The organism is Marichromatium sp. PS1 (assembly GCF_041155115.1).
Taxonomy (GTDB): Bacteria; Pseudomonadota; Gammaproteobacteria; order Chromatiales; family Chromatiaceae; genus Marichromatium; species Marichromatium gracile.
In genome coordinates, this window is the sequence record NZ_BAAFHB010000004.1 from 275,890 (window position 1) to 293,861 (window position 17,972).

General features: G+C 67.1%; 14 protein-coding genes. 5 read left to right on the top strand and 9 right to left on the bottom strand.

From position 1 onward, the window contains the following. The first annotated feature begins 24 nt into the window (after positions 1 to 24). Positions 25 to 837 (top strand): polysaccharide pyruvyl transferase family protein, encoded by an 813-nt coding sequence (locus ACAM26_RS10445; RefSeq protein ID WP_243695642.1) that lies wholly within the window; start codon positions 25 to 27, stop codon positions 835 to 837. A gap of 8 nt (positions 838 to 845) precedes the next feature. Here the strand turns inward: ACAM26_RS10445 and ACAM26_RS10450 are convergent, their stop codons facing one another. Together ACAM26_RS10450 and ACAM26_RS10455 are read right to left on the bottom strand one after the other, a co-directional pair. After that, a complete protein-coding gene (locus tag ACAM26_RS10450; protein ID WP_369613581.1) occupies positions 846 to 4,346 on the bottom strand; it encodes an AAA family ATPase in 3,501 nt (1,166 codons plus the stop codon). Continuing rightward, entirely contained in the window at positions 4,343 to 5,584 is a 1,242-nt protein-coding gene (locus ACAM26_RS10455) for an exonuclease SbcCD subunit D (protein ID WP_369613582.1), read from the bottom strand. Before ACAM26_RS10455 ends, ACAM26_RS10450 begins: the two co-directional genes overlap by 4 nt. 390 nt (positions 5,585 to 5,974) lie before the next feature. Between ACAM26_RS10455 and ACAM26_RS10460 the strand changes: the two genes are divergently transcribed. From ACAM26_RS10460 to ACAM26_RS10475, 4 genes are all read left to right on the top strand, one after another. Further along, positions 5,975 to 6,859 carry a L,D-transpeptidase gene (locus ACAM26_RS10460; RefSeq protein WP_369613583.1) on the top strand — a complete coding sequence of 295 codons (885 nt, stop codon included), beginning with the start codon at positions 5,975 to 5,977 and terminating at the stop codon, positions 6,857 to 6,859. Continuing rightward, complete coding sequence (locus tag ACAM26_RS10465; protein ID WP_369613584.1) at positions 6,856 to 8,004, top strand: aminotransferase class V-fold PLP-dependent enzyme; 1,149 nt, start codon at positions 6,856 to 6,858, stop codon at positions 8,002 to 8,004. The genes ACAM26_RS10460 and ACAM26_RS10465 overlap by 4 nt, the downstream gene beginning before the upstream one ends. A gap of 354 nt (positions 8,005 to 8,358) precedes the next feature. After that, on the top strand, positions 8,359 to 10,008 hold the full coding sequence (locus ACAM26_RS10470) for a tetrathionate reductase family octaheme c-type cytochrome (protein WP_369613585.1): 1,650 nt from the start codon (positions 8,359 to 8,361) through the stop codon (positions 10,006 to 10,008). Then, positions 10,008 to 10,661 carry a cytochrome b/b6 domain-containing protein gene (locus tag ACAM26_RS10475; RefSeq protein WP_062276155.1) on the top strand — a complete coding sequence of 218 codons (654 nt, stop codon included), beginning with the start codon at positions 10,008 to 10,010 and terminating at the stop codon, positions 10,659 to 10,661. Before ACAM26_RS10470 ends, ACAM26_RS10475 begins: the two co-directional genes overlap by 1 nt. Here ACAM26_RS10475 and ACAM26_RS10480 read toward each other — a convergent pair. From ACAM26_RS10480 to hisC, 7 genes are all read right to left on the bottom strand, one after another. Beyond that, positions 10,606 to 11,535, bottom strand: a complete 930-nt coding sequence (locus ACAM26_RS10480) for a DMT family transporter (RefSeq protein ID WP_123140277.1) — start codon at positions 11,533 to 11,535, stop codon at positions 10,606 to 10,608. The genes ACAM26_RS10475 and ACAM26_RS10480 overlap by 56 nt on opposite strands. A gap of 95 nt (positions 11,536 to 11,630) precedes the next feature. Beyond that, positions 11,631 to 12,392 carry an AraC family transcriptional regulator gene (locus ACAM26_RS10485; RefSeq protein ID WP_369613586.1) on the bottom strand — a complete coding sequence of 254 codons (762 nt, stop codon included), beginning with the start codon at positions 12,390 to 12,392 and terminating at the stop codon, positions 11,631 to 11,633. Between the two features lie 70 nt (positions 12,393 to 12,462). Then, positions 12,463 to 12,828, bottom strand: coding sequence for an integration host factor subunit beta (gene ihfB / locus ACAM26_RS10490; protein ID WP_005223924.1), 366 nt, complete (start codon positions 12,826 to 12,828; stop codon positions 12,463 to 12,465). 77 nt (positions 12,829 to 12,905) lie between these two features. Beyond that, the gene (rpsA, locus tag ACAM26_RS10495; RefSeq protein WP_062276163.1) at positions 12,906 to 14,588 is read right to left on the bottom strand and encodes a 30S ribosomal protein S1; all 1,683 of its coding nucleotides are present in this window, start codon (positions 14,586 to 14,588) and stop codon (positions 12,906 to 12,908) included. Between the two features lie 135 nt (positions 14,589 to 14,723). Continuing rightward, a complete protein-coding gene (gene cmk, locus ACAM26_RS10500) occupies positions 14,724 to 15,392 on the bottom strand; it encodes a (d)CMP kinase (protein ID WP_369613587.1) in 669 nt (222 codons plus the stop codon). After that, a complete protein-coding gene (aroA, locus tag ACAM26_RS10505; protein ID WP_369613588.1) occupies positions 15,389 to 16,726 on the bottom strand; it encodes a 3-phosphoshikimate 1-carboxyvinyltransferase in 1,338 nt (445 codons plus the stop codon). The genes cmk and aroA overlap by 4 nt, the downstream gene beginning before the upstream one ends. A gap of 115 nt (positions 16,727 to 16,841) precedes the next feature. Further along, on the bottom strand, positions 16,842 to 17,900 hold the full coding sequence (gene hisC / locus ACAM26_RS10510) for a histidinol-phosphate transaminase (protein ID WP_062276168.1): 1,059 nt from the start codon (positions 17,898 to 17,900) through the stop codon (positions 16,842 to 16,844). Between the last annotated feature and the right edge of the window lie 72 nt (positions 17,901 to 17,972).

Consider the following 17,972-nt stretch of genomic DNA (forward strand, 5'->3'; position numbering starts at 1 on the left):
GATGATCCGAATATCGGCGATCAGATGAGCGCGCCGACGCGCTATTTCGACTTCCCCGACCACGAGGTGGTGCGCGCGGATCTGATCGACGAGACGTCACTCGACCTCGACGAGGCCATCGTCATCCTCGGTGGCGGCGGTCTGCTCGACACCTTCTTCCTGCCCGCCATCGAGCGGATCAGGACCGCCAGCAGGACGGGGCGGCTCATCGCCTGGGGGGTCGGCCAGCAACTCGATACCGGCCCCTGGTGGCAACGTTATCCCGAGTTCCCCTACGCTCGCTTCCTCGAGGGGTTCGACCTCGTCGGAATCCGCGACGACGGCTTTGCCCACCCCTGGGTGCCTTGCGCCAGCTGCATGCACCCGATCTTCGACGCCCCGCCGGCGCCGCATCACGAATTCGTGGTCTTCTCTCACCGTTCACGCCCACTGCCGATCCTGGAGTGGCCCAACCTGCGCAACGATCAGGCCGATTTCGAGGAGACCATCGCCTTTCTCGCCTCGGGCGAGACCATCATCACCAGCTCCTACCACGGCCTGTACTGGGGCATGCTGCTCGGGCGGCGGGTGCTCGCCTTCCCGTTCAACTCCAAGTTTCTCACCCTGCGTCATCCCCCAACCCTGTACCCGGCGATCTGGGAGCGCCCGGGGCGACTGCAGCGACTGCTCGGGCGGCTGCGTGCACGCACCCCCTCTCCCTATGTCTGTCGCGATGTCGAGGGCTGGCGGCTACTTGCGGGCGCCAGCCGCGCCCAACCAGAGATGCTGGAGGCCTGTCGGGCAAGCAATCGCGCCTTCCATCAACGGGTTCTAGAGCTGATCGACCAGGGTGACTGACCCCCTGCTCAACCGCCTTGGTCCAGGGCATGGATGAAGATCCGCCGCCCCTCCGGATCGACCTCTCGCGCCAGCTCGAGCAGGTGTCGGTGATGGGTGAAGAGGATCACCTGGGTCTGTGCGGAGAAGACGGCCAGGGTCTCGAGGGTGGCGCGGGCACGGGCGTCATCGAATTGCACCAGGATGTCGTCGACCACGAAGGGCAAGGGCTCGGCCTGGCGCAGATGGTGCTCCAGCCCCGCCAGACGCAGTGCGAGATAGAGCTGATCGCGCGTCCCGGTGCTCATCGCCTCGACCCGCACGCGTTCACCGTTGGCGCGAACCCCCACCAGCACCGCTTGATCGTCCTCGCCGAAATCGCTCTCCACCCCGCTGAAGGCGCCACAGGTCAGCCGCGCGAAGGCCTCGGCGGTGCGCGCCAGGATCGGGTCGCGATGGCTGCGCCGAAAGCCCTCGATGGTCTCGCGCAGCACCATCGCCGCCAGTCGGTAGCGTAGATAGCGACCGCACTGATCGCGCAGCTGCGCATCGATGCGCTCGATCTCCTCGGCCTCGGTGGCAGCGGCATCGGCGCCATTCATGGTCGCCAGACGATGCTCGGCCTCGACCCGTACGGCAAGCAGACGTTCGCGCTCGGGATCGAGCGTCTCGTCGAGACGGCGCTCGAGTCGGGCGAGCGCCTCGAGCAGCGCCTCCCCGGCGATCTCGGCGGCACCGGCCTCGGTCTCGAGCTGCTCGAGCGCGAGACCGTCGCCCGTCTCCATCAATCTCCCCTCGACGGCGATCAGCTGCTGCTCGAGCTCGCGTTGCAGTCGCGCACGTTCCTCGATCCCGGCCAGGGCATCGAGGCCCTCACAGCCGGCCAGGCGACAGAGTTCGGCGATCCTGGTCTCTGCGCTACTCGAGGCGCTACCGGCCTCCTCGAGTTGACGCCGCGCCTCGTCACGCTGGCGCAACAGCTCGTCGCGCCGCTCCTGCCGGGCGCGCATCCCCTCGAGCCGAGCATCCAGGGTATGGAGCGCCAGCTCCGCTGGCTCCTCGGCGAGATCCGGGGCGATCCGCGCGATCCGCTCGCGCAGCTGCGCGAGAAAGCCCCGGGCATCGGCATCGATATCATCGATGCGGGTCTGAAAACCGGCCGCCTCGCGAGCATCCTGCAACGCCTCGGCCAGTTCGGCGAGATGCTCCTGGGCCTCGCTCGGCAGGCTGTGGACGGCGAGGCCGACCCGCGCCATCGCCTCACCCCAGTCGCGTTCCCAGGCCGACCAGTCACGTTCGGCCTGCTCACAGGCGCTCCCAGCCCCCTCACGGCGCTGCCGGGCCCGCTCCAGCTCGGCGAGCAGGGTCTCATGCGTCCGGGCATGTCGTTGCAAGGCATCGAGCACGGACGCCGCCTCACTCATCCAGACATCCATGCCCTCCCCATCCGGCCCCTGTCGATCGAGCGCCAGCAACGCCCTGCGCAAGGCATCGACACAGTGCATCTGACGCTGCTCGAGCAGCTGACGTTGCTCGCGCACCGCGGTGAGCCGCTCGCCCTGCTCGCGCAGCCGCCGCGCCTGTCCCAGCCAGCCGCGCATCTGTCGCGGCGAGCGCGGCTCCTGCACCGAGCAGGCTTGCCAGAGCGCGCGCCAGGCGGCGTCGAACTCGCACTCGGCGCTCTCCAGCTCACGCCAGGCCAGATCGCAGGCCGCGCGCTCGCGCTCGCACGCCTCGCGCCGTATGCACAACGACTGATAACGCTGTACCCGGTCACTCTCGCGCCTGAGCCGGTCGGCCAGGACATCGGCCTCGTGCAGCGCCGTCTCGAATCGTCGCGCCAGCGCCGCCCCGACCTCCAGTCGCAGTGATGCATCGTGCGCCTTGAGTGCTTGCCAGTGACGCTCACGCGTCTCACGCGCGGCGGTCAATGCCGTTTCGCTGGGAACCTCTCCAGCGATCCCGAGGGTGCGCGCCTCGGTGTCGATATCGACCATCTCCCGTTCGCAGCCTTGCCGCCGCTCGCGCAGACGTTGGCGCTCCAGCGCCAAGGCATCGGCGCGCAGCATCCAGTGCTCCAGGGCGTCGAACTCCGGTAGCGGCGCACACAGCAAGGACTCCAGCCCCTGACTCCAGCCACTCAAGCGAGAGAGTTCGGCCGCGCACTGTTGCCCGAGGGCACGTTCCTGCGCCTCGAGCTCGGCCAGATCGGCGTCCAGCGCGCCGGCGCCACGCGCCTGCTCGAGCGCCAGCTCCAGGGCCGCGACCGAACGTGGCGGTGTACGCGCGGCAAGTTGACGCTCGCAATCCTCCACCGCCCGTGTGGCCTCGTCGCGCGCCAGCCGGGCGCGTTGCAACTCGCTCCACAGCGCCTCGCGCCGCTCCCCCAGGGCGTTGATTCGACGACGCGCATCGAGCCAGTCACGCAATGCCTCGGTCGGTGCCTGCGCAGCCCCGGCATCGACTCGGGCGACCCGTTCGACGACCCGGGCGTGCAGGGCGTCGCGTCTGGCGATCAGCATGGGGCGATCCGCCGCGGCCTTGCGATGGCTGCCGAGTCGTTCACGCAGCTCGACCAGTTCGGCGCCAGCGGCAAGCAACCGGGGTTCGATGACGATACCCGCCAGCTCTTGTTCGAGCGCCGTGAGCCGCGTCGAGACCAGTTCGCCCAACTCGATGGCGCGGATACGCTGGGCCTCGGCCTGCTGGCGACGCGCGCCGAAGTCCTCCGGCAGATGCAACCGCTCGCCCAACCCGTCCAATCGCGCCAGCAACCCCCGGCGCACCTCCAAGTCGGCGCGGGTGCGACGGATGCGCTCGAGCCGGGCCCGCTCGCGCAATACCCGGTCACGTTCGGCATCGAGTTCGGCGAGCGCCCGGCAAGCCGTCTCATGGGCGGCACGCGCCCGTTCCCAGTCCACGGCGCCGAGTTCGAGGTCGCGCTGACGACGCTGTCGCTCGGCCCGCTCGGCGAGCGCCATGTTGATCTGCTGCTTGCGCCCGCGGGGACGAAACAGCGCATCGGCCGAGGCGTCCAACCCCTCGAGCACGCGATGGACCGCCACCCGGCCGAGCCCGGAGCCGAACAATGCCTCGGCCTCGCGCCCCCGTTCCTCGAGCAGGGTACGCCCCCCGCTGACCAGGGTCTCGTGATCGATCCCGAACAGCCGCTCGAACAACGCCGCATCGACCCCGCCGAGCAGATGTTGCAAGCGCTGTTCGTCGAGCGCTTCGCCAGCGGCATCGAGCAGGGTGTGCTTGCGTCCCTTGCGGCGGACACAGTGGAGTTGCTCACCCGTGGCGCCGAGCAACAGCGCACCGACCCTCAGCTCGCGCGCAGGATGGAGAAAATCGTCACTGGTGCGTTCGGGGATACCGTAGAAGAGTCCGTGCAACGCACGCAGCGCCGAACTCTTGCCCGCCTCGTTGGGACCATGGATCAGGTGCACGCCGGCATCACCCGCGCTGAGATCCAGCACCCGATCGGTGAAGGGACCGAATGCGCGCAACTCCAGTCTCAGCACCCTCATCGCGGATCGCTCTCGAGCAGGCGTGCGCGTAACAGTGCGCGCACATCATCGAGACAGGCGCGCAGCACCGCCGGGTCGGTGGGGTCGTCCTCGCCTCGCCGGAGACCGGCCGGGAGACGTGCGGCGAGCGGTTCGAAGCCCTCGGCCAGACGCGCCAGCGCCTCGGGGTCGAGTTCGAGCGTCTCGATCGCCGCGAGCAGACCACCGAGGGTCTCGTCGGCCTCGCCCCTCCTCACCTGCTGACGGGTCTGCAGACGGACCTGCTCGAGCCAGAGCCGGTCGCCGTGGACGCTGGCGAGCCCGCGACAATCGTTGACCAGCTGTTCGTGTTCGGCACGCAGCCAGGCATCGAGCGCAGTCGCACCACTCAGCGCCAGCCGCACGGCAAGCAGCCGTCCCTCGGCCTGGTCGATGACACGCTCCAGCGCACACCCGATGCGGGCATGGACGGCATCGAGATCGGTACAGCCCTCGATCTCGACAGCGAGCAGGTGCCAGCGCACCACGTCCAGCGCACGATGCTCCAGACAGACCCCTCCTGCGCGATCGATCTCCACCAGGGTCGCACCCTTGGCGCCGCACTCGCGGATATGGCGCCCCTGCAGATTGCCGGGAAAGACGATCCAGGGGGATTCGGCGAGGACCTCGCGAGCATGGACGTGTCCCAGGGCCCAGTAGTCATAGCCGTGACTGCGCAGCGCCTCGAGCCTGCAGGGCGCATAGGGGGCATGACCGGGACGCCCGTCGAGCGAGGTGTGCAGCAGACCGATGTTGAACAGACCGGAGACCGGCGGTGGATAGGCCCGACTGAGATCGGTGGTGACCGCCCGGGTGGCGAACCCCTGACCATGCACGGCCACGCCGAGCGTCTCGAAGAGCCGGGTCTCGGGGCGCTCGGTGGCGAAGACATGGACGTTGTCGGGCAGACGCAGGGTCCGGGTGATCTGGCTGGCGGCATCGTGATTGCCAGCGATCAGACAGACCGGAATGCCGGCGGCATGCAGGCGCTGTATCTGAGCGATGAAGAACAGCCCGGTGTTGTAGTCCTTCCAATCGCCGTCGTAGAGATCGCCGGCGAGCAGCAGCAGGTCAACCGACTCGGCAAGCGCCAGCTCCACCAGGTTGACGAAGGCGCGTCGGGTAGCGCCGCGCAGCGCCTCGAGCGGTGCGCCGGGATAACGCTCGAGCCCCTGTAACGGGCTGTCGAGATGAATATCGGCGGCGTGCAGGAATCTCACGCGTCCATCCCCTCCATGCGGGTACGAGTCCATCGATTTCGGGGCATTCTCGCCCTGCTCCGCGAGCAGTGTCCAACACCGTTGTCATGTTCCCCGCGATCGCGCCGTTATTCGAGGTCGGCGGATGCCCTCGAAACTTCGGCACGTTATCCTAACCATATTGAGAAAGCGCAACAGCACCGACACAACCACCCGGGGAATCCCATGATGAGCAATCCCACGCCCACCCTTCGCACCCTGGCACGCCCCCGGACCCTCTGGTTATGCGCCCTGGCCCTGACTACCCTGAGCGGTTGCACCGAATGGCCACGACTTGCCGCCAAGCCGGAACCACAGCCGGCCCCGCCTGAGCCGGCGGAGCAACAGCCGCCACAGCCACAGTCGACGCCCGTGATCCCCAAGGAACCCTCGCTCTACGAGTGGCGTGGCGAGGGACGACGGGTCTCGCACATCGTCGTCGACACCGACGACCAGAAGGCCAGGTTCTATGACGGCGACGTGGAGGTCGGCTGGGCGACCGTGGCCACCGGGGTGTCGCGTCACCCCACACCGACCGGCAGCTTCACGGTGATGGAGAAGGTCGAGAACAAGCGCTCCAACCTCTACGGTCGCTACTACGGCTCCGGGGGCAAGTTGATCCAGTCGAACGTCAAGGTCGGGCGCGACCCACTGCCCGACGGCGCCCGCTTCGTCGGCGCCAAGATGCCCTATTTCATGCGTCTGACCTATGACGGCATCGGCCTGCACGCCGGCCCCATCCCGCGTCCGGGCAGACCCGCCTCGCACGGCTGTATCCGCATGCCCGCCGAGGTTGCACCCTTGCTGTTCGCCAAGGTCGACCAGGGCACGGCGGTGACCATCGTCGGGCGAGGCCCCAGCTACGGCAACTATGCCAAGCGCCAGCGTCAACTCGCCGCAGAGCGCGCGGCCAGCGCACGGCGCGAACAGGCCGCCCGGGCGCAGAGCGCACCCGAGCCGTCGCCGCCGCAACCGGCACCGATCACCACGACGACGCCCAGGGTCACGGACACCACCGCGCCGACACCGCTCGTGCCCGCCCAGCAGCAACCGGACCAGCCGACCGCACCCGACGACGCCCCGGCGACGGTGGCGGACACGCCACAGACCGTCGCTCGTGACGAGCCTGCCCCCGCCACCGTGCAGGACATCCGTCAACCGCTCGGTAGCTCGGCGTTGCGTCTGCCCGAATCGGGCATGGTCCAGCGCCTCTCGCCCGAACCCACGACACCGACGCCGGAGGCCAACGAGGGATGAGCCTGCGCCAGCACCCACTCGCCGAGGAGTTCCCACTGGCCCCCGAGCTGTGTCACCTCAATCACGCCGCCGTCGGCCCCTGGCCGCGACGCAGCGTCGAGGTGGTGCGCCGCTTCGCCGAGGACAATGCCGCGCACGGCTCGCTGGCCTATCTCGACTGGCTGCAGGTCGAGACACGTCTGCGCGAGCGGCTCGCGCGACTCGTCGGCAGCGCCGACACGGGCAGCATCGCACTGCTCAAGAACACCTCCGAGGCGCTCTCGGTGATCGCCCACGGCCTGCCCTGGAGCGCCGGGGACAATATCGTCGGAATCGCTCAGGAGTTTCCCTCCAACCGGATCGTCTGGGAGTCACTGGCACCACGCGGGGTGGATTGGCGGGCGCTCGATCTGGAGCAGAGCAGCGATCCGGAGAGCGACCTCTGCGCCCTGTGCGACGAGCGCACCCGTCTGATCGCGGTGAGCTGGGTACAGTACGCCCGCGGCCTGCAGCTCGACCTGGCACGGATCGGCGCCTTCTGTCGCGAGCGTGACATCCTCTTCTGTGTCGATGCCATCCAGGGACTCGGCGCGCTGCCCTTCTCGCTCGCTGATAGTGGCGCCGATTTCGTCGTCGCCGACGGCCACAAGTGGATGCTCGGCCCGGAGGGGCTGGCGCTGCTCCATATCGCCCCGACCCAACTCGAGCGCCTCGCGCTGCACCAGTTCGGCTGGCACATGGTCGCCAACCCGGGGGACTTCGAACAGCGCGACTGGAGTCCGGCGCCCGACGCCAGACGCTTCGAATGCGGCAGCCCCAACCTGCTCGCCGCGCACGCGCTGGAGTCGAGTCTGTCGCTGCTCGAGGAGGTCGGCACGACAACGGTCGAGACCCTGATCAGACAGCGGACCGATTGGCTGATCGCGGCGATCGATCGTCACGGCCTCGAACTCTTGACCCCCCGCCCCCCCGAACGGCGCGCCGGGATCGTCACCTTCCGGGTCCCCGGCGTGGCGAGCGAGCATCTCTACCCGGCACTGATGCGCCATCAGGTGCTCTGTGCCCAGCGCGGCGGCGGGATCCGCTTCTCGCCACACTTCCACACCACCGAGGAGACGCTCGAGCGCGCCATCGACGCGGTCATACGGCTCTCGAGCACCCTGTAATCGCCATCGCCCTTGCCCGCTCCGGCGGGCTCGGCGCACAATGTCGCGCATTCGGTCCAACCCCGCTCAACCCCAGGAGTCGCAACGGCGTGAAGTGGTACGGAATCCTGCTGGGCGCCCTGCTCGGAACCCTCTTCGGGACCATCATCGGCTATCTGCTCGTGCCCGCCATGCTGCCCTGACTCGCCCCCGGCGTGCTGCCGTCCCCGGCGAGCGGCAACAAAGCGTGATCGACTTGCGCTTGCTCAAGGCGCAGGGTTCGGCTTTCGTGTTTATTTACCAGCCCTAAGCGGGCAATCCTCATCGGCTCGATCAGGTCCGCGAACGCCTTCCCCATCCAATCCGAGGTGCGAGATGTTCATCACCACCACACGACTGGTCGCCGTGGGCCTGATGCTGGTCGCCTGCTCGTCGTCGGCATCGCCCCACACGACGCCGCAGGAGACGACAGCGCAGGACACGCCGAGTCAGCAACGCCCCCAACGCTCCGGTCCACTCACCGGCGGCACTGCCGATCATGCCAAGTTCGAGGTGCTGCAGCAGGCCTTTGAGTCCGGCCCCGAGGTCACCGAAGCGTGTCTGAGCTGTCACACCGAGACCGGTGAGCACTTCATGCGCAACGTCCACTGGACCTGGGACTATGTCGACCCGGATACCGGTCAGCAGCTCGGCAAGCGTCACCTGATCAACAACTTCTGCACCAACGCCCGTGGCAACGAGGGGATGTGCGCCCAGTGTCACGCCGGCTACGGCTGGAAGGACGAGGATTTCGACTTCACCGACGAGACCAGGATCGACTGTCTGGTCTGTCACGACGGCACCGGTACCTATTACAAGACCCCGAACAACGAGGGCCACTCGGCCTGTTCGGTGATGTTCGAGGACATGGCCCCGCTCGATCTCGGCGAGATCGCGCGCAACGTCGCGCTACCGAGTCGGGAGAACTGCGGGACCTGTCACTTCAACGGCGGTGGCGGCGACAACGTCAAGCACGGCGATCTCTCCACCGCACTGATCGATCCTTCCCACGATCTCGACGTGCATATGGACGCTGCGGGACTCAACTTCTCCTGCACCGCCTGTCACATCACCAAGCAGCACGTCTGGGCGGGCAGCCGCTACAAGGTCGTCTCGCGCGACACCGAGGGCACCGGCCAGCCCGGCGAGCGCCGCGACGTCGCCACCTGCGAGTCCTGCCACGGCCTCTCGCCCCACCCGATCGACTCGATCCGCGCCTTCAAGCTCAACGACCATGTCTCGAGCGTGGCCTGTCAGACCTGCCACATCCCCGAGTTCGCCCGCGGCGGCGTGGCCACCATCACCGATTGGGACTGGCGCACCGCCGGCAGGACGCGCGACGGCGAGGGCTATCACGAGCACGGCTATACCCAGGGCAACGGCGAGCATCGCTACACCTACAAGTCGATCAAGGGCGATTTCGTCTATGACGAGGACATCGTGCCCGAGTACGCCTGGTTCGATGGCCAGATGCACTACACCACCATCGATACCAAGTTCGACGACAGCCAGCAGCCGATCGAGATCAACGGTTTCGACGGCTCGCGCGAGGACGCCGACTCACGCATCTGGCCGTTCAAGCGGATGCGCACCTGGATGCCCTACGACGCCGGCAACGCCACCCTGGTCTACACCCATCTCTGGGGCGTCGATGACGCCGCCTACTGGGGCAATTACGACATGGGACGGGCCATCGCCCGCGGCATGGCCGATTTCGGGCTCGACTACTCGGGCGAGTTCGGCTTCGTCGAGACCCTCTCCTGGTGGCCGATCACCCACATGGTCGCCCCCAAGGAAGATGCACTCGCCTGTCGCGACTGCCATGCCGCCGAGGGCCGTCTCGCCGGACTCGAAGGGGTCTATCTGCCCGGCCGCGACCACAGCCGCTGGCTCGACATCATCGGCATCATCGCCGTCGGCGCAACCCTGCTCGGCATCCTCATCCACGCCCTGATCCGGCTCTTCTCGAAGGGGGAACAACACTGATGGCCATGCGCAAGGTTCTGATCTTCGGACGCTTCGAGCGCTTCTGGCACTGGAGCCAGATGGCGCTGATCGTGATCCTGATGCTCACCGGCTTCGGTCTGCACGGTTTCCACGACCTGTTCGACTTCGAGGTCGCGGTGACCATCCACATGTATGCCGCGAGCGCCCTGCTGATCCTCTGGATGTTCAGCGTGTTCTGGCTCTTCACCACCGAGACCTGGCGCCACTTCCTGCCGACCGGACACGGGCTCTGGCAGGTGCTGCGCTTCTACAGCTTCGGCATCTTCAGGGGGGAGCGCCACCCCTACCGCAAGGCTTTCTGGCGCAAGCACAACCCCCTGCAGGCGCTGGCCTATCTGATGCTCAAGGTGGTGCTCTTCCCGCTGATCTGGGTCACCGGGCTGCTCTATATCTTCTACTTCCTGTGGCGCGACATCCCCCACGCCACCGGCTGGCTGGAGGCCGTGGCGATGATCCACACCGGCGCGGCCTTCGCGATCCTCGCCTTCGCCTTCATCCATGTCTACATGCTCACCACCGGACATTCCTTCCGCGAGCATGTCACCCCGATGATCACCGGCTTCGACCTGGTCGAACTCACCCCCGAGGAAGAGGCCTATCTGGAGAAGGATCAGCCGGCGATGATCCGCTGACCCGATGACGGCCAGGGATGGCCACCAATAACGCACTGATGAGGATCAGCACGACACCGCCCCACTGCGTCGGCGAGAACCGCTCGCCGAGACAGAGCACGGCACCGAGCACCGCCACCACCGGCTCGACGGTAGCCAACACCGCCGCGCGCGAGGCGTTGACCCGTCTCAGTCCACGGGTGAACAGGGCATAGGCGAGCAGGGTCCCGAGCAGGCCCATCGCCAGCAAGGCGCCCCAGATCGCCCACTCCCCCCGGTGAACAGCCACTCCTCCGAGCGCCTGCCAGGTCACGGGCAACAGGATCAGGATCAGGGCGCTGAGGATGAATCCACTGGCCATCACCGGATCCGGCCCGAGCCGTGCAATCAGGCCGCGTCCGAGCACCGGATAGAGCGCATAGCACAGGCCCGCGGCGAGCCCGAACAACACCCCGGAGAGCGCCCCCGTTCCGGTCGACAGGGTCTGGCCGAGCAACACCACCACCCCGCACAGGGCGCCGAGCGCGGCGGCGACCCCGCGTACCGTCACCGACTCGCCATCGAACAACACCGCAAAGACCAGCGCCCAGAGCGGTGCGGTATAGAGCAGCACCACCGCCACACCGACCCCGACCTTATCGATCGCCTGGAAGTAGCAGAGGTTGTAGCCGAGCACCCCGATCAGGCCATGGACCACCAACCGCGGGGACTGCGCCGCCAACACCCGCAGATCGACGCCACGCAGCAGCCAGCGCGCGCCGACGACGAGCAGCAGTGCGGCACAGAGGATCCTCAGGATGGCGACCTGCTGACCGTCGAACCCGGCGGCATTGAGGGTCACGGCGAACAGGCCGAGGAGGCCCCAGAGCGCCGCGGCGGCAAGGATCATCGACATCGCGAATCCTGGTCGTTGACGATAAAGCGCGACAGCCTAGTGCAGCAGCGCCTGCGGTGTCGTTCGGCAAACCGCGCAAAGGATTCGGAAATCGCTCACCCTGCTCCAGCCGCTGCGCGTCGGTAATCGCTCGGGGTCATCCCGAGATGCTCTTTGAACAGGCTGCAGAAGGAAGACGGATTGCGATAGCCGAGCAGGTGGGCGATGGTCGCGACCGAGTGATCGGTCTCGCGCAGCAGCCGAGTGGCGCGTGCGAGTCGCTCAGCGATCTGAGCCTGCTTGGGAGAGCGTCCATGACGGGCCCGATACAGCCGATTGAGCTGACTGACCGAGAGTCCGACGCTGGCTGCAATCTCGGCCACATTCGGCCCATCGGCACCCTCTCCGGCGAGCAGGCGTTCAGCACGCAGCAAGCGCGAGGGCGGCCTGATCTCGCCGTCGATGGCCTCGGCAGCAGGCTCGGCGAGCAATTCGCACGCCGTAGTGATCGCCGCGCGCGAGCAGAGGCGCCGTCCGCCCTGTTCCAGCTCACCGGCGAGCAGGGCGAGATAACGCGAAGCCGTGGAGCCCAGGGTTCGCACCGGCGCCGCATCATCGTCCAGACAGCGTTCGATCAACAGCGGATCGGCGAGGTCGAACACCAGGAATCGATTGCGTGCGCTGCCGCTGAAATCATGCCGGGTGCCGGGCGCGAGCACCGCGACCATACCGACGGCGAGCCGGGTCTCACGGCTGGCGATAGCGAGATCCATGGTGCCCTGCAACGGGATCACCACCTGGGCATGGGGATGGTGGTGGCGTGTCTGGCGGGGGGCGTAGTGACGCAGCTCGATCAGATAGGGTTGATCATCGCGCATGGTGTCGGGACACACCGGAGGGTCGATGAGAAACGGGCACCGTGAGGATCACGATGCCCGTCGAGCGGTCTCAGCTGGAGACTGCGACCTGCAGGGAGGGCGCGCTGGCATCGTCGTCATCGACAACGTCGGCCTGCGCGGCCCGGTCCCGCTGGAATGCCTGGTTGACGCGATCCCGGAGTTCCTTGCCTGGCTTGAAGTGCGGGACGTGCTTGCCGGCCAGGGCCACCGATTCCCCGGTCTTCGGGTTGCGACCGATACGGGGTGGACGGTAATGGAGCGAAAAGCTTCCGAAGCCACGAATCTCGATTCGTTCACCGGAGGCGAGCGCGCTGCTCATGCGCTCGAGGATCTTTCGAACCGCCTCTTCGACATCTTTGTAGGGAAGATGATCCTGCTCGGCGGCCAGAACGTCGATCAGCTCGGATTTCGTCATGGTATCGACTCCTGGAAAAGCATGCGGGGCCCGCCAGACGACGGGCCCCGGAGGGTCATGGAAGCGTCAAGCCGGCATTAGTTGCCGCGCTGGGCCTCTTCCATCTGCTCCTTGAGGATGTCGCCGAGGGTGGCGGTGCCACTGGAGGACTCGCGGGCATAACCCTTGATTGCCGCCTGCTCTTCTTCGACGTCCTTCGCCTTCATCGACAGCGACAGGGTGCGGTTCTTGCGATCGACACCGAGGAACTTGGCCTCGATCTCCTCGCCGGCCTTGAGCACGGTGCGCGCATCCTCGACGCGGTCACGCGAGATCTCGGAGGCGCGGAGGTAGCCCTCGACACCGTCGGCCAGCGCGATGGTCGCGCCCTTGGGATCGACCTCGGTGATCACGCCGGTGACGATGCTGCCCTTGTCGTGCAGCGCCACGAAGCTGGAGAAGGGATCCTTGTCGAGCTGCTTGACGCCGAGCGAGATGCGCTCGCGCTCGGGGTCGACCGAGAGCACCACGGTCTCGAGCTCGTCGCCCTTCTTGTAGCGACGCAGGGCCTGCTCGCCGGACTCGTCCCAGGAGATGTCGGAGAGGTGCACCAGACCGTCGATGCCGCCCTCGAGACCGATGAAGATACCGAAGTCGGTGATCGACTTGATCTTGCCGGTGACGTGGTCGCCCTTCTTGTGGGTCGCGGCGAACTCGTCCCAGGGGTTGAGCGCGCACTGCTTGATGCCGAGCGAGATGCGACGACGCTCCTCGTCGATGTCGAGCACCATGACCTCGACCTCGTCGCCGAGCGCGACGACCTTGCTCGGGTGGATGTTCTTGTTGGTCCAGTCCATCTCGGAGACGTGGACCAGACCCTCGACGCCCTCTTCGATCTCGACGAAGCAGCCGTAGTCGGCGATGTTGGTCACCTTACCGAAGACGCGGGTGCTCTCGGGGTAGCGACGCGAGATGTTGACCCACGGATCCTCGCCCATCTGCTTGAGGCCGAGGGAGACGCGCTGACGCTCACGATCGAACTTGAGCACCTTGACGCTGATCTCGTCACCGATCTCGACCACCTCGGAGGGGTGCTTGACGCGACGCCAGGCCATGTCGGTGATGTGCAGCAGGCCGTCGATACCGCCGAGATCCAGGAACGCACCGTAATCGGTGAGGTTCTTGACGATACCCTTGATCTCCATGCCCTCTTCGAGGTTCTTGAGCAGCGCCTCGCGCTCGGCGCTGTACTCTTCCTCGACCACCGCACGGCGCGACACCACGACGTTGTTGCGCTTGCGGTCGAGCTTGATGACCTTGAATTCCTGCTCCTTGCCTTCGAGGTAGGTGGTGTCACGCACCGGACGCACGTCGACCAGGGAGCCCGGCAGGAAGGCACGCACGGTACCGAGGTCGACGGTGAAGCCGCCCTTGACCTTGCCGTTGATCATGCCCTTGACGGTCTCGGCGGCCTCGAAGGCCTTCTCCAGGTGATCCCAGGCCGCGAAACGCTTGGCCTTCTCGCGCGACAGACGAGTGACGCCGAAACCGTCCTCGACCGCGTCCAGGGCGACCTCGACCTCGTCGCCGACGGCGACCTCGAGCTCGCCTTCGGCGCTGATGAACTGGCTGCGCGGGATCACGCCCTCGGACTTCAGCCCGGCGTTCACCATCACGTTGTCGGACGTGATTTCGATCACGGTACCAATGACGATGGTGCCCGGCTGGAGCTGGGTGGTGTTCAGACTCTGTTCAAAAAGTTCGGCAAAGCTTTCGGTCATGAGATCCAATTATCCTGAAGAACGGCGCGCGTTCCACTCCGTCCGGAGCGGTGGGTGATGAATTAAACGACAAGGCCGATGCAGCGCGCACCGACCCGACCAAGTGTCGACCCGTCCCGAGAGACGGGATCGACGTCAAGAGACCAGCTCCGGGAAGACGCGCCTTACCTCTTCCAAGACCCGATCGAGCACTTCCTGAATGGACATCGCGGTCGAATCCAGCGTCACGGCGTCCGTTGCCGGACGCAGCGGCGCGACCGCGCGGTTGCGGTCGCGCTGATCGCGCTCGCGAATATCCTTTATGAGGTCCGGGAGACTAGCATCCAACCCCTTTTCTTTCAACTGTTTATAACGCCGTTCGGCGCGCACCTCGGGGCTGGCATCGAGAAAGACTTTCAATGGAGCCTGAGGGAAGACCACGGTGCCCATGTCGCGACCATCGGCGATCAGCCCGGGCTCGCGCGCCATGCGTCGCTGCCATTCGAGCAACGCCTCACGCACCGGGGCGTGCGCGGCGGCGCGTGAGGCGGCCATGCCGGCCTGCTCGGTGCGGATCAGGTCACTGACGTCCTCGTCGGCGAGCAGCACCCGGCGCTCGACGAAGCGTAGCTCGAGTCCGGCGGCGAGCGCCGCCAGTCCATCGGCATCCTCGAGGTCCACCCCGGCGCGCCCGGCGGCGAGCCCGAGCACCCGGTAGAGTGCCCCGCTGTCGAGACAGTGCCAGCCGAGCCGTTCGCCGAGCAGCGCGGTCAGGGTCCCCTTGCCGGTCCCCGAGGGACCATCGACGGTAATTACCGGAATCATGCGCGTTGTTGCTCCTCGATCTGCAACCCGGCGCTCGCCGCCAGCCGTGGGAAGCCGGGGAAGGAGGTCTCGACGTTGGCGCAGTCGTGGATCTCCACCGGCCCGGCGGCGCGCAGTGCGGCGATGGCGAAGGACATGGCGATGCGGTGATCGCCGTGGGCCTGGATCGGCGCTCGCCCGAGGTTCGAGCCGAGCGCGCCGCCACGGATGCGGATGCCGTCGGGCAGCGGCTCGGCCTCGATGCCGAGCGTGGCCAGACCATCGGCCATCACCTGGATGCGATCGCTCTCCTTGACCCGCAGCTCCTCGGCGCCGCCGAGCCGGGTCTCGCCCTCGGCACAGGCGGCGGCGATGAACAGCGCCGGGAACTCGTCGATGGCCAGGGGGACCTGGTCGCGCGGGATCTCGATCCCGTGGAGCGGCGCATGACGCACGCGGATATCGGCCACCGGCTCGCCGCCGGCCATGCGCTCGTCGCGCAGCTCGATGTCACCGCCCATGGCGCGCAGGATGTTGATCACGCCGATCCGGGTGGGGTTGATACCGACCCCCTCGAGCAGCAGATCCGAGCCCGGCGCGATACTCGCACCGACGAGGAAGAAGGCCGCCGAGGAGATATCGGCCGGCACCACCAGCTCACAGCCCTGCAGCCGTCCGCCACCGCTCAGACAGACCCGAGCGCCGTCGCGACGCAGCCGATAGCCGAAGGCGCTGAGCATGCGCTCGGTGTGATCGCGCGTCGGCGCAGGCTCGGTCACACAGGTCTCGCCTGCGGCGAAGAGCCCGGCGAGCAGCAGGCTCGATTTGATCTGGGCGCTGGCCACCGGCAGTGCGTAATCGATCCCGGCGAGTGTCTCGACCGGGGTGATGCGCAACGGCGCGGTGCCGGTCTCCGAGGTCTCGATCCGCGCGCCCATCCGCACCAGCGGTTCGGTCACTCGGCGCATCGGACGCCGCGTCAGCGAGGCGTCGCCGACCAGGGTGGTGGCGAAACGCTGACCGGCGAGCAAACCGGCGAGCAACCGCATCGAGGTCCCTGAGTTGCCCATGTCGAGCACCGCGCCCGGGGCCTCGAGCCCATGCAGACCGACCCCGCGCACCCGGACCCTGCCCGCCTCCGGGCCTTCGATCTCGACGCCCATGCGGCGAAAGGCCGCGAGCGTGGCGAGGGCATCGGCGCCCTCGAGAAAACCGCTGATCCGGGTCTCGCCCTCGGCCAGGGCCGCGAGCATGATCGAGCGATGCGAGATCGACTTGTCGCCCGGTACGCGCAACCGCCCGGTGAGCGCCCCGCCGGGGCCGACCAGATAACGGATATCCTCAAGCTCTGCCAAGTGTCCCTCCGCGTCGTGTCGACCGGGTTTTTATGGATAAACGGTTAATTTTACGCGCCCGAGCGCAACCGGGTAAACCGCCATGTCGGGTTGAACGCGTCCCGAATCACCACTCTCAGTCGAGCAGGCGGTCGATCTCCTCGACCAGACGACGCATCTCGGCATCGGTACCGATCGAGATGCGCAGGTGCTCATGCAGACGTGGCCGATCGAAATAACGCACCAGCACCCCGACCTCGCGCAGCTGCTCGAAGAGCGCGCGGGCCCGGCCGTTCGGCACCCGCGCCAGCACGAAGTTGGTCTGCGAGGGCAGCACCGCAAAGCCGCGCCGGGTGAGTTCGGCGACCGTCCACTCGCGCGTGGCCATCACTCGCGCGATGCAGTCGCGGAAGTAGTCCTCGTCCTCCAGCGCAGCGAGCGCGCCGGCCTGCGCCAGCCGATCGAGCGGATAGGAGTTGAAGGAGTCCTTGACCCGCTCCAGACCCGCGATCAGCTCGGCCGATCCATAGGCGAAGCCGACCCGCAGCCCGGCCAGCGAGCGCGACTTGGAGAAGGTCTGCACCACCAAGAGCTGCGGGTGCTCGGCGAGCAGCGCCACCGCGCTCTCGGCGCCGAAGTCGACATAGGCCTCGTCGATCAGCACCACCCGCTCGCGGTTGGCCGCGAGCAGGCGCTCGAGCTGTTCGAGCGGCAGCGCCCGACCGGTCGGGGCATTGGGGTTGGGGAGCACGATCGGACCGCTCTCGGCGGCATAGTCGGCCGGATCGACCTCGAAGGCGGCATTGAGCGGGACGATCCGCGAGGCGATCCCAAAGAGCTTGCAATAGACCGGATAGAAACCGTAGGTCAGATCCGGGAAGCGTAGCGGCTCGGGCTGTTTGAAGAAGGCCATGAAGGCGAGCGCCAACACGTCATCCGAACCGTTGCCGATGAAGACGTTCTCCGGCGCCAGCCCCGCACGCGCGGCGAGCGCCGCCTTGAGCGCGCCACTGTCGGGGTCGGGATAGAGTCGGAGCGCGTCGACCGCCGCGTCATCGAGCACCGCACGCACCCGCGGCGAGGGCGGATAGGGGTTCTCGTTGGTGTTGAGCTTGGTCAGCTCGACATGCCTGGGCTGCTCACCGGGGACATAGGGCTGCAGGGTGTGGACCAGGTCGCTCCAGTATTGACTCATGTTCGGCGGATCGCGGGATTGGATGGACAATCGCTCAGTTTATCCGCTGGGCCGGCTCACTGTCAGGCTCAC